The organism is Burkholderia sp. WP42 (assembly GCF_000745665.1).
In the GTDB taxonomy this organism is placed as follows: domain Bacteria; phylum Pseudomonadota; class Gammaproteobacteria; order Burkholderiales; family Burkholderiaceae; genus Burkholderia; species Burkholderia vietnamiensis.
Genome location: NZ_JQJT01000003.1, coordinates 451,139 through 464,178, shown reverse-complemented (window position 1 = coordinate 464,178; position 13,040 = coordinate 451,139). Strand labels below are relative to the sequence as shown.

13 protein-coding genes and 1 tRNA gene are annotated in these 13,040 nt (G+C 66.3%); 12 read left to right on the top strand and 2 right to left on the bottom strand.

The features are described 5' to 3' along the window. The first annotated feature begins 83 nt into the window (after positions 1 to 83). The 6 genes from EX20_RS02140 to EX20_RS02115 all read left to right on the top strand — a co-directional run bounded on the left by EX20_RS02140 (position 84) and on the right by EX20_RS02115 (position 5,562). The gene (locus EX20_RS02140) at positions 84 to 1,589 is read left to right on the top strand and encodes an RNA polymerase factor sigma-54 (protein ID WP_034192567.1); all 1,506 of its coding nucleotides are present in this window, start codon (positions 84 to 86) and stop codon (positions 1,587 to 1,589) included. A 158-nt stretch (positions 1,590 to 1,747) separates the two neighbouring features. Next, a complete protein-coding gene (gene hpf, locus EX20_RS02135; protein WP_011886057.1) occupies positions 1,748 to 2,107 on the top strand; it encodes a ribosome hibernation-promoting factor, HPF/YfiA family in 360 nt (119 codons plus the stop codon). A 194-nt stretch (positions 2,108 to 2,301) separates the two neighbouring features. Further along, positions 2,302 to 2,814 carry a PTS sugar transporter subunit IIA gene (locus EX20_RS02130; protein ID WP_011886058.1) on the top strand — a complete coding sequence of 171 codons (513 nt, stop codon included), beginning with the start codon at positions 2,302 to 2,304 and terminating at the stop codon, positions 2,812 to 2,814. Between the two features lie 129 nt (positions 2,815 to 2,943). Then, positions 2,944 to 3,912, top strand: a complete 969-nt coding sequence (gene hprK, locus EX20_RS02125) for an HPr(Ser) kinase/phosphatase (protein ID WP_006483133.1) — start codon at positions 2,944 to 2,946, stop codon at positions 3,910 to 3,912. 75 nt (positions 3,913 to 3,987) lie between these two features. Beyond that, positions 3,988 to 4,896 (top strand): RNase adapter RapZ, encoded by a 909-nt coding sequence (rapZ, locus tag EX20_RS02120; RefSeq protein ID WP_034192566.1) that lies wholly within the window; start codon positions 3,988 to 3,990, stop codon positions 4,894 to 4,896. A gap of 27 nt (positions 4,897 to 4,923) precedes the next feature. Further along, complete coding sequence (locus EX20_RS02115; RefSeq protein ID WP_011886060.1) at positions 4,924 to 5,562, top strand: LON peptidase substrate-binding domain-containing protein; 639 nt, start codon at positions 4,924 to 4,926, stop codon at positions 5,560 to 5,562. Between the two features lie 117 nt (positions 5,563 to 5,679). Here EX20_RS02115 and mutY read toward each other — a convergent pair whose 3' ends face one another. Next, complete coding sequence (gene mutY, locus EX20_RS02110) at positions 5,680 to 6,786, bottom strand: A/G-specific adenine glycosylase (RefSeq protein ID WP_011886061.1); 1,107 nt, start codon at positions 6,784 to 6,786, stop codon at positions 5,680 to 5,682. A gap of 37 nt (positions 6,787 to 6,823) precedes the next feature. Beyond that, positions 6,824 to 7,651 (bottom strand): bifunctional DNA-formamidopyrimidine glycosylase/DNA-(apurinic or apyrimidinic site) lyase, encoded by an 828-nt coding sequence (gene mutM / locus EX20_RS02105; protein ID WP_011886062.1) that lies wholly within the window; start codon positions 7,649 to 7,651, stop codon positions 6,824 to 6,826. An 86-nt stretch (positions 7,652 to 7,737) separates the two neighbouring features. Between mutM and EX20_RS02100 the strand changes: the two genes are divergently transcribed. The 6 genes from EX20_RS02100 to EX20_RS02075 all read left to right on the top strand — a co-directional run bounded on the left by EX20_RS02100 (position 7,738) and on the right by EX20_RS02075 (position 12,994). Then, complete coding sequence (locus tag EX20_RS02100; RefSeq protein ID WP_034192565.1) at positions 7,738 to 9,561, top strand: tetratricopeptide repeat protein; 1,824 nt, start codon at positions 7,738 to 7,740, stop codon at positions 9,559 to 9,561. Then, complete coding sequence (gene lolB / locus EX20_RS02095; protein WP_011886064.1) at positions 9,561 to 10,181, top strand: lipoprotein insertase outer membrane protein LolB; 621 nt, start codon at positions 9,561 to 9,563, stop codon at positions 10,179 to 10,181. Before EX20_RS02100 ends, lolB begins: the two co-directional genes overlap by 1 nt. Before the next feature lie 27 nt (positions 10,182 to 10,208). Beyond that, on the top strand, positions 10,209 to 11,090 hold the full coding sequence (gene ispE, locus EX20_RS02090) for a 4-(cytidine 5'-diphospho)-2-C-methyl-D-erythritol kinase (protein WP_011886065.1): 882 nt from the start codon (positions 10,209 to 10,211) through the stop codon (positions 11,088 to 11,090). 53 nt (positions 11,091 to 11,143) lie between these two features. Beyond that, a tRNA-Gln gene (locus EX20_RS02085) sits at positions 11,144 to 11,220 on the top strand. A 44-nt stretch (positions 11,221 to 11,264) separates the two neighbouring features. Then, positions 11,265 to 12,227, top strand: a complete 963-nt coding sequence (locus tag EX20_RS02080; RefSeq protein ID WP_011886066.1) for a ribose-phosphate pyrophosphokinase — start codon at positions 11,265 to 11,267, stop codon at positions 12,225 to 12,227. Positions 12,228 to 12,388: 161 nt separating this feature from the next. Then, a complete protein-coding gene (locus tag EX20_RS02075) occupies positions 12,389 to 12,994 on the top strand; it encodes a 50S ribosomal protein L25/general stress protein Ctc (RefSeq protein ID WP_034192564.1) in 606 nt (201 codons plus the stop codon). Positions 12,995 to 13,040 lie beyond the last annotated feature (46 nt).

Sequence of the window (13,040 nt, the reverse complement as noted above, 5' to 3'; positions counted from 1 at the left end):
GCCTGACGCCGCGCCGCGCGTAATCGCGGATGGCTCAACGCGGCTGGGTCGTGGCAAACTGCCGGTATGACTCCCTCCTCGCCATGAAAGCCAGCCTCCAACTCCGCCTGTCGCAACACCTTGCGTTGACGCCGCAGCTGCAGCAGTCGATTCGGCTTTTGCAGCTGTCGACGCTCGAGCTGCAGCAGGAAGTCGCGATGGCCGTCGCGCAGAATCCGCTGCTGGAAAGCGACGACGAATGGATCGCGAGCCCGCTGCGCGTCGCAGCCGACGGATCGCTGATCGCGCAGACGCCGCCCGCCCCGAACGGCGAGTCCGGCAGCATGAACGGCAGCGGCCAGTCGAGCGAGCGCGCCGAACGCGACGAGCCGGCCGCCACCGACGAATACGACGGCTATGGCTCGGGCGACGCGAGCGACGGCCCGCAATGGAATCTCGACGAATTCGGCCGCTCGAGCGGCGCGTCGGACGACGACGATCTCCCGCCGCTGCAGGTCCAGGAAGCCGCCACGTCGCTGCGCGAGCATCTGTCCGCGCAGCTGCGCGTCACGCAGGCCAGCCCGCGCGATCGCGCGCTCGTGATGTTCCTGATCGAATCGCTCGACGACGACGGCTATCTGACCGCGTCGCTCGACGAAGTGCTGGCCGACCTGCCGCCCGAACTGGAAGTCGACTGCGACGAGCTGAATGCGGCGCTCGCGCTGCTGCACAGCTTCGATCCAGCTGGCGTCGGCGCGCGCTCGGCGTCCGAATGCCTGAAGCTGCAACTGCTGCGGCTCGATCCGTCCCCGACCCGCACGCTCGCGCTGGAAATCGTCTCGCAGCATCTCGAGCTGCTCGCCGCGCGCGACTTCACGCGGCTGCGCAAGCAACTGAAGACGAGCGACGACGCGCTGCGCGACGCGCACGCGCTGATCCGCTCGCTGGAGCCGTTCCCGGGCGCAGCCTACGGCAAGGCCGAGGCCGACTACGTGGTACCCGACATCATCGTGAAGAAGGCCGGCCAGGGCTGGCTCGCGGAGCTCAATCCGGAGGTGATGCCGCGCCTGCGGATCAACAACCTGTACGCGAACATTCTGCGCAACAGCCGCGGCGATCCGTCGACCGGATCGTTGAAGCAACAGCTGCAGGAAGCACGCTGGCTGATCAAGAATATCCAGCAGCGATTCGACACGATCCTGCGTGTCGCGCAGGCTATTGTCGAACGTCAGAAGAACTTCTTTGCGCACGGCGAAATTGCCATGCGCCCCTTGGTTTTGCGGGAAATAGCTGATACGCTGGGCCTACACGAGTCGACTGTCAGCCGTGTGACAACCGGTAAGTACATGCTGACCCCGTTCGGGACGCTGGAGTTCAAGTACTTCTTCGGATCGCACGTTTCGACCGACACCGGAGGCGCCGCATCGTCGACCGCCATCCGAGCCCTGATCAAGCAACTGATAGGAGCTGAAGACCCAAAGTCGCCACTTTCGGACAGCCGCATTGCCGAGCTGCTGGCAGAACAGGGATTCGTGGTCGCGCGCCGCACGGTCGCGAAGTATCGCGAAGCCCTCAGGATCCCGGCAGTGAATCTGCGCAAATCTCTTTAAGCCTGCTGCCTGCCCGGCGGCAGGCGTGTTCCGGCCACCGCGCATACGGGGAACAGGCCGGGCGACCTGTCCGCGATTACGCCGCCATGTGCGGCAGGGCAAGTCGACCGGAGCGCCGCCTCGATGCGGCCGGGTGGTCACTCGCTTGGAGAAGCACTATGAACCTGAAGATCAGTGGACATCATCTCGAAGTCACGCCTGCAATTCGCGAATACGTGATCACCAAGCTGGACCGGGTGCTACGCCATAGCGATCAGGTCATCGATGGCACTGTGATCCTCTCGGTCGACAACCACAAGGAAAAGGACAAGCAGCAGCGCGCGGAAATCAACCTGCACCTGAAGGGCAAGGACATCTTCGTCGAAAGCGCGAACGGCAACCTGTACGCAGCGATCGATCTGCTGATCGACAAGCTGGATCGCCAGGTCGTCAAGCACATGGAGCGTCTGCAGACCCATGCGCACGACCCGATCAAGCTCCAGCCGTCGGTCGACCAGATCGAACTGCCGCCGCAATAACCTTTACCGCAACACGCACATCGCCCGGTTCGCCGGGCTTTTTTTGTGCCCTCGGGGCCGTGGTGCGACCGGTCCGTCCATGCTGCGCCATGCACGCGGCTGTGCTCTATAATGTGCCGGTTATCGCCGGGGGGCGTGGCGCGCGGTAGCTGCGTTGCAGGCTGCCGAAGCCGAACGCCTTGATATCGCCGAACATGGAAAATCAGTCTGCCGCAGCAAGGAGACCCCAGGCCGCCCACTCGCCTGCCAACATGAATCGCCTAGCCAAAATCCTGCCCATTGAGAACGTCGTCATCGACCTCTCCGTCACCAGCAAGAAACGCGTCTTCGAGCAAGCGGGGCTGATCTTCGAGAATCAGAACGGCATCGCCCGCAGCACCGTCACGGACAACCTGTTCGCGCGCGAGCGCCTCGGCTCGACCGGGCTCGGCGAAGGCGTCGCGATTCCACACGGGCGCATCAAGGGTCTCAAGCATCCGCTCGCCGCCTTCGTCCGGCTTGCCGAGGCGATCCCGTTCGAGGCGCCCGACGGCCAGCCCGTCGGGCTCCTGATCTTCCTGCTCGTGCCCGAGCAAGCCACGCAGCAGCACCTCGAGATCCTGTCGGAGATCGCGCAGCTGCTGTCCGATCGAGACGCGCGCGAGCGTCTGCACAACGAAACGGATATCGCCGAGTTGCATCGCCTGCTCACTCAGTGGCAACCTTGAGTTGATCCGGGCGGAACATTCCCCAGAACCCGGCGGCACGCGCCGCCGTCCAGGGCCGCCCGGCGCCGGTCCGGCATGGCGACGCCCGTCGCCGTGCGCATGCACCGGCTCATTGGAGTGACGAGAGTCATGGATACGTCCAGCATCAACGCCCAGAGCATCTTCGACGACAACGCGGCCACGCTGAAGCTCAGCTGGCTGACGGGGCATGAAGGCTGGGAGCGCGGTTTCTCGGCCGACACGGTCGGCAACGCGACGTCGAGCGCCGACCTCGTCGGCCACTTGAACCTGATCCACCCGAACCGGATCCAGGTGCTCGGCGAAGCTGAAATCGACTACTACCAGCGGCAGACCGACGAAGACCGTTCGCGCCACATGGCCGAGCTGATCGCGCTCGAGCCGCCGTTCCTGGTGGTGGCCGGCGGCGCGGCCGCCCCGCCCGAGCTGGTGCTGCGCTGCACGCGCTCGTCCACGCCGCTGTTCACGACGCCGATGTCCGCGGCCGCGGTCATCGACAGCCTGCGGCTCTACATGTCGCGCATCCTCGCGCCGCGCGCGACGCTGCATGGCGTGTTCCTCGACATCCTCGGGATGGGCGTGCTGCTCACCGGCGATTCGGGGCTCGGCAAGAGCGAGCTCGGCCTCGAGTTGATCAGCCGCGGTCACGGCCTGGTGGCCGACGACGCCGTCGATTTCGTCCGCCTCGGTCCCGATTTCGTCGAAGGCCGCTGCCCGCCGCTGCTGCAGAACCTGCTCGAAGTGCGCGGCCTCGGGCTGCTCGACATCAAGACGATCTTCGGCGAAACCGCCGTGCGCCGGAAAATGAAGCTGAAGCTGATCGTCCAGCTGGTGCGCCGGCCGGACGGCGAATTCCAGCGCTTGCCGCTCGAAAGCCAGACGGTCGACGTGCTCGGCCTGCCGATCAGCAAGGTCACGATCCAGGTGGCGGCCGGCCGCAACCTCGCGGTGCTCGTCGAGGCGGCCGTGCGCAACACGATCCTGCAGTTGCGCGGCATCGACACGTTGCGCGATTTCATGGATCGGCAACGGCTCGCGATGCAGGATCCCGACAGTCAGTTCCCCGGCAAGCTCGTATAGCGTTCGCGCGCCGGCCACGCAGCGCCGACGCGTCGAGCCGGTGCTATGATGAAACGTCAGGATTCTCTGCTTCCCATGCGCATCGTCCTCATCACCGGCATCTCCGGCTCAGGCAAGTCCGTCGCGCTGAACGCGCTGGAGGACGCAGGCTACTACTGCGTCGACAACCTGCCGCCGCACGTGCTGCCCGAACTCGCCCGCTACCTCGCCGAGGATGGCCAGCACCGGCTCGCGGTCGCGATCGATGCGCGTTCGAGCGCGTCGCTCGACGAAATGCCCGGCCTGATCCGCGCGCTGTCGCTCGAGCACGACGTGCGCGTGCTGTTCCTCAACGCGAGCACGCAGTCGTTGATCCAGCGCTTTTCCGAAACGCGCCGGCGCCATCCGCTGTCCGGCTCGCCGTCCCACGACGCGAACGTCGGGCTGCTGTCGTCGCTCGAGGAAGCGATCGAGCGCGAGCGCGAGCTGGTCGCGCCGCTCGCCGAATTCGGCCACCAGATCGACACCAGCACGCTGCGCGCGAACGTGCTGCGCACCTGGGTCAAGCGCTTCATCGAGCAGAAGAACAACGACCTGATGGTGATGTTCGAATCGTTCGGCTTCAAGCGCGGCGTGCCGCTCGACGCCGACCTGATGTTCGACGTGCGCGCGCTGCCGAATCCGTACTACGACCACGAGCTGCGCCCGCTCACCGGGCTCGACCAGCCGGTCATCGCGTTTCTCGACGCACTGCCGATCGTCCATCAGATGATCGACGACATCCATGCGTTCCTGATGAAATGGTTGCCGCACTTTCGCGAGGACAACCGCAGCTATCTGACCGTCGCCATCGGCTGTACCGGCGGCCAGCATCGCTCGGTGTTCATCGCGGAAACGCTCGCCGCGCGCCTCGCGCACGATGCGAACGTGATCGTGCGGCATCGTGACGCGCCGGTGGATGTCGACGCGTCGTCGCGGCTCGTCGCCGACGTCCACCGACCTTAGCGACACCGCCTCTCTCGCCAGCGCGCCATGTCCACCTTATCGACGACCCTGATCGACCTGCCGCTGTTTCCGCTGCACACGGTGCTGTTCCCCGGCGGCTGGCTGCCGCTGAAGGTGTTCGAGGCGCGCTATCTGGACATGTGCCGCGCGTGCCTGCGCGACGACGCGCCGTTCGGCGTGTGCCTGCTCAAGAGCGGCCCCGAAGTGGCGCAGGACGGCGCCGTGTCGGTGCCCGAGACCATCGGCTGCATGGCGCGCATCACCGAATGCGACACCGGCGAGTTCGGCATGCTCTACATGCAGGCGATCGGCACGCAGCGCTTCGAGCTGCTGTCGTATCGCGTCGAAGGCAACGGGCTGCTGGTCGGCATCGCGCAGGCGCTCCCCGACGACATCCCGCTCGAAGGCGAACAGGCGCTCGCGCAGTTCGGCTCGTGCGCGGAGGTGCTCGAACGGATCATCGACGCGCTGAAGAAGTCCGAGCCCGACAACAAGCTGCCGTTTTGCGAGCCGTTCCGCCTCGACGACCCGAGCTGGGTGTCCAACCGTCTCGCCGAGCTGCTGCCGCTCGACCTGCGCGCGCGGCAGAAATTGATGGAGTTTCCGGACGTCGGCGCCCGGATCGACGCCGTGCATCACGTGCTCGATCGGCACGGATGGCTTTGAGCGCAGGACGCGCGTCGGTTTTCTATCGGCTTCACGTGGCGGATCGAAGCCGCGGCGCGAGCGCGCGGAGCGGCGTCGCGGCGTACTGAACGCACGCGCCGCCTCGTCACCGTTTCGTCACAACAGCGGCCCGCTCAACGCATCGAGCAGCTTGCGCACCGGCGCCGGCACGCCGTACGCATCGAGGCCGGCGAGCGGCACCCACGCGGTGTCGGCATCGAGTGCCGCCGCTTGCGCCTGACCGCCGTGCGTCATGTCGCTCAGGCGCGGTTCGATCTCCAGCCGGAAATGCGTGAAGGTGTGCGTGAATGGCGCGAGCGGCACTGGGCCGCCGCCGCCGAAGCCCTGCGCCAGCGCCGCGAGCGCCGCATCGCCGTCGGCCTGCGGCAGGCACCACAGCCCGCCCCAGATGCCGGCCGGCGGACGCCGCTCGAGCAGCACCGCATCGCCGTCGCGCAACACCAGCATCCAGGTCTTGCGCGTCGGCACCGCCTTCTTCGGCCGGGCTGCCGGAAGTTCGCGCTGGCGCCCCGTCGACTGCGCGACGCAGTCGCCCGCGAACGGACAGCGCGCGCAATCCGGCTTGCCGCGCACGCACAGCGTCGCGCCGAGATCCATCAGCCCTTGCGTGTACGCGCTCACATCGGCCGCATTCGCGGCATCCGGCAGCAACGATTCGGCGAGCGCCCACATGTCGTTCTCGACGCGCTTGTCGCCCGGAAAGCCTTCGACGCCGAACACCCGCGCGAGCACGCGCTTCACGTTGCCGTCGAGGATCGTCGCGCGCGCGCCGTACGCGAACGACGCGATCGCGGCGGCCGTCGAGCGGCCGATGCCCGGCAGCTCGGCAAGCCCGTCCGGCGTCGACGGGAATACGCCGCCGTGCTCGGCGACGACGACCTGCGCGCAGCGATGCAGATTGCGCGCGCGCGAGTAGTAGCCGAGGCCGGCCCACAGCGCCATCACGTCGTCGGACGGCGCGGCCGCGAGCGCGGCGACGTCGGGAAAGCGCTCGAGAAAGCGCGTGTAATACGGAACGACCGTCGACACCTGCGTCTGTTGCAGCATGATTTCCGACAGCCAGATCCGGTACGGATCGCGGGTGTTCTGCCACGGCAGGTCATGGCGGCCGTGCACGCGCTGCCAGGCGACGAGGCGCGTGGCGAAGGTGCGGTGCAGCGGCGTGACGGGGAACGGAGCGGGAGCGATGCGGGGCGGCTTCAAGTGTTCGAAGTTTCGGAAAGAGGTTACGACGCGCAGCTCAACGCTGGCAGGTCGGACAGAAATAGGTCGAGCGCTGCCCCTGCACGATCTGGCGGATCGGCGTGCCGCATACGCGGCAAGGCAGCCCGGCGCGGTCGTACGCGAAGCAGTCGAGCTGGAAATAGCCGCTTTCGCCGTTGCTGCCGACGAAATCGCGCAGCGTGCTGCCGCCGCGTTCGATCGCGTCGGCGAGCGTCGCGCGCACCGCGTCGGCGAGCCGCTCATAGCGCGGCAGCGACACCTTGCCGGCCGCGGTCGTCGGCCGGATGCCGGCGCGAAACAGGCTCTCCGACGCATAGATGTTGCCCACGCCGACGACCATGTCGCCCGCGAGCAGCGCCTGCTTGACCGACACCGTGCGCCCGCGCGTGCGCGCATGCAGCAGCGCGCCGGTGAAGGCGGGCGAGAACGGCTCGACGCCGAGGCTCGCGAGCAGCGGATGCGCATGCACGTCGCCGGCTTCGCGCGGGTGCCACAGCACGGCGCCGAAGCGGCGCGGATCGCGAAAGCGCAGCACGAATTCGTCGAAGATCCAGTCGATGTGGTCGTGTTTGGCCGCGACCGGCACGCCGGCCACCGGCAGCACGCGCAGCGTGCCGGTCATCCCGAGATGGACGATGAACCAGCCGGCGTCGACTTCGAACAGCAGATACTTGCCGCGACGCTCGACGGCGAGCACCTCGCGCGCGCGCAATTGCTCGGCGAGGTCCGCCGGCACCGGCCAACGCAGCATCGCGGTGCGGACGTCGACACGCTCGACGCGGCGGCCCGCGACAAAGGGCGCGATGCCCCGGCGCGTGACTTCGACTTCTGGCAACTCTGGCATGTTTTGCGGGTCTGAGACGGGATTCACGATCGTGCGTGTATTGTAGCGAGCGCGTTACAATCGGTTGAAACATCGAACGGATTTCCATGACCCTGCCCTCGAAGCTGCTTCTGAAGCGCCCCGCCGCCGCGCGCGGCGCGCGCGCCTTCCCGGTCCGCCGTGCGCTCGGCGCCGCGCTGTTCGCCGCATGGACCCTCACCGCCCTCCCGGCTCACGCGCAGGCTCCGGCATCGGACGACGCGCAGTCGCAGGGCGCGTTCGAGCACGTGATGCCGGACGAGAAGAAGAATCTCCCGGCCGTTCCGCTGACGAGCCAGATCGTCTACCAGGTGCTGGCCGCCGAGGTCGCGCTCCAGCGCAACCAGCCGGCGCCGGCCTACCAGACCTACCTCGCGCTCGCCCGCGACACGCGCGATCCGCGCATGGCGCAGCGTGCGACCGAGATCGCGCTGGGCGCGCAAAGCCCGGCCGACGCGCTGTCGGCGGCCAATCTGTGGCTCCAGTACGCGCCGGATTCGAATCGCGCGTCGCAAGTCGACGCGGCGCTGCTGGTGCTCGCCGGCAAGCCCGCCGACGCGCAGCCGATGCTCGCCCGCGAGCTGGCGCGCGCGACCGGCGAGACGCGCGGTCAGGCGATCCTCGCGCTGCAGGCGCTGCTGGTGCGCGGCGCCGACCGCGTCGGCGGCCTCGCGGTGCTGAAGGACATGCTGAAGAACGACATGAACCGGCCGGAGGCGCAGCTCGCGATCGCGCGGCAGCAGCTCGCGGTCGACGACAAGGAAGGCGCCGCGCAATCGCTGAAGCAGGCGCTGCAGATCCGCCCCGACTACCTGCCGGCCGCGCTGATGCTGTCGCAGATGGGGCCCGCGGAGCGCGCGGCCGGCATCGCTTCGTTCGAGAAATACGTTCAGCAGAATCCGAAGTCGCGCGATGCGCGGCTCGCGCTGTCGCAGCTGTATCTCGCCGACGATCGCCTCGACGACGCGCAAAAGCAGTTCGAGTCGATGCGCAAGCTCGATTCGAAGGATCCGACGCCGCTGATGGCGCTCGCGCTGATCAAGATCCAGCAGAAGAAGCTCGACGATGCGAGCGCGTACCTGAAACAGTACGTGCAGCTCGGCATGAAGCAGCCGAACCTCGACGTCGGCCAGGGCTACATCTACCTCGCGCAGATCGCGATCGAGCAAGGCAACGACGCGCAGGCGTCGCAGTGGCTCGACAAGGTCGACCAGACGAGCCAGCACTACTTGCCCGCGCAGATCACGCGCGCCCAGCTGCTGCAGAAACAGGGCAAGACCGACGAGGCGCGCAAGGTGCTCGACGATCTGCCGATCAGCGATCCGCGCGATGCGGCCGTGGTCGCGCGCACCGACGCGTCGATCCTGTTCACCGCGAAGCGCTACACGGAAGCCGAGGCACGGCTCGGCCAGGCGGTCCAGGACTTCCCGGACGATCCCGACCTGCGCTACGACTACGCGATGGCGGCCGAAAAGACCGGCCACTACGCGACGATGGAAAAGCAGCTGCGCGAGCTGATCCGCACGCAGCCCGACAATCCGCAGGCATACAACGCGCTCGGCTATTCGCTGGCCGATCGCAACCAGCGGCTGCCCGAGGCGAACAAGCTGATCGACAAGGCGCTGTCGCTCGCGCCGAACGATGCGTACATCATGGACAGCCTCGGCTGGGTGAAGTACCGGATGGGCGACACGGCCGGCGCGACCAAGGTGCTGCGGCGCGCGTACGAGCTGCAGCCGAACGCCGAGATCGGCGCGCACCTGGGCGAAGTGCTGTGGAAGAGCGGCGCGCAGGAAGACGCACGCAACGCGTGGCGTGCCGCGCAGCAGCTCGAGCCCGACAACGAGACGCTCGTGCAGACGCTGAAGCGCCTGCAGGTCAACGGCCTTTGATGCGGATGTTCCCGATGCTTTTCCCGTCTTTCCGCGCGCAGCGCGCGCTGGCTGCGGCCGGCGCGGCGCTCGCGCTCGCCGGCTGCGCGAGCACGCCGCCGGCGGCGAACGCGCCGTCGGACGCCGTGCTGCAGACGGCCGCGACGCACGCGTATCACGGCCGCTTCGCGGTGCAGTACAACGACCGCCTCGGCCGGCAACAGAACGTGTACGGCAACTTCGACTGGCAGGAGCACGGCGACGACGTGTCGCTGGAACTGCGCAGCCCGCTCGGCCAGACGCTCGCCGTCGTCAAATCGACACCGCAGGCCGCGTCGCTCGAGCTGCCGAACCGTCAGCCGCAATATGCGACCGACGTCGGCGAGCTGATGCAGAACACGCTCGGCTTCGCGTTGCCGCTCGCCGGCCTGCGCTACTGGCTGTTGCCCACGCCCGCACCGACGACGCCCGCACAGACGCAGCGCGATCCGGCCGACGCCGCGCGCGTCACGCAGATCCGCCAGGACGGCTGGACGATCGACTACCTCGCCTACGCGGACGCGCCGGCCACGGGCGTCAAACGCGTGAACCTCGTGCGCGCGACGCCGCCACTCGACATCAAGCTCGTGCTCGACCAGTGAGCACGTGAACCTAGCCCCGACATACGCATGACCGATTCGACCCGCTCGCTGCGCAACTGCCTTGCGCCCGCGAAACTCAACCTGTTCCTGCACATCACCGGCCGCCGGCCGAATGGCTATCACGATCTGCAGAGCGTGTTCCAGTTGCTGAACTGGGGCGACACGCTGCACTTCACGCTGCGCGACGACGGCCGCGTCGCACGCGCGACCGACGTGCCGGGCGTGCCAGAGGAAAGCGATCTCGTCGTGCGCGCGGCGAACCTGCTGAAAGCACACACCGGCACCGTCGCGGGCGTCGACATCGAGATCGACAAGTGCCTGCCGATGGGCGCGGGCCTTGGCGGCGGCAGCTCGGATGCGGCGACGACGCTGCTCGCGCTGAACCGTCTGTGGCAACTCGACCTTTCGCGTGCGGAGCTGCAGTCGCTCGCGGTGAAACTCGGCGCGGACGTGCCGTTCTTCGTTTTCGGAAAAAATGCGTTCGCAGAGGGTATCGGAGAAGAATTAGCTGAGGTACAATTGCCGACTCGCTGGTTCCTGGTTGTGACGCCGCGAGTTCATGTCCCCACCGCTGAGATTTTTTCAGACGAGCTGTTGACAAGGGACACAAAGCCAGTCACAATTGCTGACTTTCTTGCACGGCGTAACAGCGATGCGGGATGGCCAGACAGTTTCGGCCGGAACGATATGCAGCAAGTTGTGACAAGTAAGTACGCGGAAGTTGCACAGGTGGTCAAATGGTTGTATAATGTGACCCCTTCAAGGATGACCGGCTCCGGAGCAAGCGTGTTTGCGGTGTTTCGAAGCAGGCACGAGGCAGAAGCGGTGAAAGCCAATCTGCCCACCGGTTGGAATGGTGCAGTTGCCGAGAGCCTGAACGAGCATCCGCTCTTCGCTTTCGCGTCATGAAGGTTCGCTTTGTCGGATGGCCTACGAGTCCGGCGAAGTTATCAGTTAAGTGTAGGGGAGTCGCCAAGTTGGTCAAGGCACCGGATTTTGATTCCGGCATGCGAGGGTTCGAGTCCTTCCTCCCCTGCCAAAAATTTTCCCGCATTTCCCGCCTAAGCCTGAAGCAGGTGCACGATGAGCAGCCACAGCCATGATGGCTTGATGGTCTTTACTGGCAACGCGAACCCCGCGCTCGCCCAGGAAGTCGTCAATATCCTTGGTATTCCCCTCGGCAAAGCAATGGTCAGCCGGTTCTCCGACGGCGAGATCCAGGTCGAGATCCAGGAAAACGTGCGCGGCAAGGACGTCTTCGTCCTGCAATCCACGTGCGCGCCGGCCAACGACAATCTGATGGAACTGATGATCATGGTCGACGCGCTCAAGCGTGCGTCCGCCGGCCGGATCACCGCTGCCATCCCCTACTTCGGCTACGCCCGCCAGGATCGCCGCCCGCGTTCCGCGCGCGTCGCGATCTCGGCGAAGATCGTCGCGAACATGCTGGAAATCGCCGGCGTCGAGCGGATCATCACGATGGATCTGCACGCCGACCAGATTCAGGGCTTCTTCGACATTCCGGTCGACAATATCTACGCAACGCCGATCCTGCTGGGCGATCTGCGCAAGCAGAACTACTCGGATCTGCTCGTCGTGTCGCCGGACGTCGGCGGCGTGGTGCGCGCCCGCGCGCTCGCGAAGCAGCTGAACTGCGATCTCGCGATCATCGACAAGCGTCGTCCGAAGGCGAACGTCGCCGAAGTGATGAACATCATCGGTGAAGTCGAAGGCCGCACCTGCGTGATCATGGACGACATGGTCGATACGGCCGGCACGCTCTGCAAGGCCGCGCAAGTGCTGAAGGATCGCGGCGCGAAGCAGGTGTTCGCCTATGCGACGCACCCGGTGCTGTCGGGCGGCGCCGCCGAGCGCATCGCCGCATCGGCACTCGACGAGCTGGTCGTCACCGATACGATCCCGCTGTCGGCAGAATCGCTGGCCTGCTCGAAGATTCGCTCGCTGACGAGCGCGAGCCTGCTGGCCGAAACGTTCTCGCGGATTCGCCGCGGCGACTCGGTGATGTCGCTGTTCGCGGAATCCTGATCGCGGAACGACACGTAACGAATGCGCAGAAAGCGAAGCGGTGACGCTTCGCTTTTTGCACAATCGGACGGGATAGACGAAACCCCGTCCGCTTTATCGGGGGCCGCCATTTCGCCGGCCCCGTTTTACTGCCTGGTCGCGGGCAGCAAATGGAGAATCACATGAAAGTCGTCGCTTTCGAGCGCCAACAGCAAGGTACGGGTGCGAGCCGCCGCCTGCGCAACGCCGGTAAGACCACGGGCATCGTCTACGGTGGCGAAGCTGCCCCGCAAAAGATCGAACTGGATCACAACGCGCTGTGGCACGCACTGAAGAAGGAAGCTTTCCACGCGTCGATCCTCGACCTGGAAATCGCTGGCCAGTCGCAACAGGTTCTGCTGCGCGACGTGCAATACCACCCGTTCAAGCAACTGGTGCTGCACGTTGACTTCCAGCGCGTCGATGCGAAGAAGAAGCTGCACACGAAGGTGCCGCTCCACTTCCTGAACGCCGAAGTCAGCCCGGCAGTGAAGCTGTCGAGCGCAATCGTCTCGCACGTCACGACGGAAATCGAAGTCGAGTGCCTGCCGTCGGCTCTGCCGGAATTCCTCGAAGTCGATCTGTCGAAGATCGAAGCAGGTCAGTCGCTGCACGCGAAGGACATCGCACTGCCGAACGGCGTCGCGCTGGTCGCGCACATCGACGCGGAAAACCCGGTTGTCGCCTCGGCGACGGTCCCGGCTGGTGCCGTGTCGGACGCAGCAGAAGGCGAAACGCCGGCTGCCTAACGGCTGCCCACGCGCCATTCGATCCGTTTCACGAAACGGTCGACGC

What these genes read in the sequence shown, in the direction of transcription:
- EX20_RS02140 (WP_034192567.1), top strand. Translation starts at nt 84, where the DNA reads ATGAAAGCCAGCCTCCAACTCCGCCTGTCGCAACACCTTGCGTTGACG.
- hpf (WP_011886057.1), top strand. Translation starts at nt 1,748, where the DNA reads ATGAACCTGAAGATCAGTGGACATCATCTCGAAGTCACGCCTGCAATT.
- EX20_RS02130 (WP_011886058.1), top strand. Translation starts at nt 2,302, where the DNA reads ATGGAAAATCAGTCTGCCGCAGCAAGGAGACCCCAGGCCGCCCACTCG.
- hprK (WP_006483133.1), top strand. Translation starts at nt 2,944, where the DNA reads ATGGATACGTCCAGCATCAACGCCCAGAGCATCTTCGACGACAACGCG.
- rapZ (WP_034192566.1), top strand. Translation starts at nt 3,988, where the DNA reads ATGCGCATCGTCCTCATCACCGGCATCTCCGGCTCAGGCAAGTCCGTC.
- EX20_RS02115 (WP_011886060.1), top strand. Translation starts at nt 4,924, where the DNA reads ATGTCCACCTTATCGACGACCCTGATCGACCTGCCGCTGTTTCCGCTG.
- mutM (WP_011886062.1), bottom strand. Translation starts at nt 7,651, where the DNA reads ATGCCAGAGTTGCCAGAAGTCGAAGTCACGCGCCGGGGCATCGCGCCC.
- EX20_RS02100 (WP_034192565.1), top strand. Translation starts at nt 7,738, where the DNA reads ATGACCCTGCCCTCGAAGCTGCTTCTGAAGCGCCCCGCCGCCGCGCGC.
- lolB (WP_011886064.1), top strand. Translation starts at nt 9,561, where the DNA reads ATGCGGATGTTCCCGATGCTTTTCCCGTCTTTCCGCGCGCAGCGCGCG.
- ispE (WP_011886065.1), top strand. Translation starts at nt 10,209, where the DNA reads ATGACCGATTCGACCCGCTCGCTGCGCAACTGCCTTGCGCCCGCGAAA.
- EX20_RS02080 (WP_011886066.1), top strand. Translation starts at nt 11,265, where the DNA reads ATGAGCAGCCACAGCCATGATGGCTTGATGGTCTTTACTGGCAACGCG.
- EX20_RS02075 (WP_034192564.1), top strand. Translation starts at nt 12,389, where the DNA reads ATGAAAGTCGTCGCTTTCGAGCGCCAACAGCAAGGTACGGGTGCGAGC.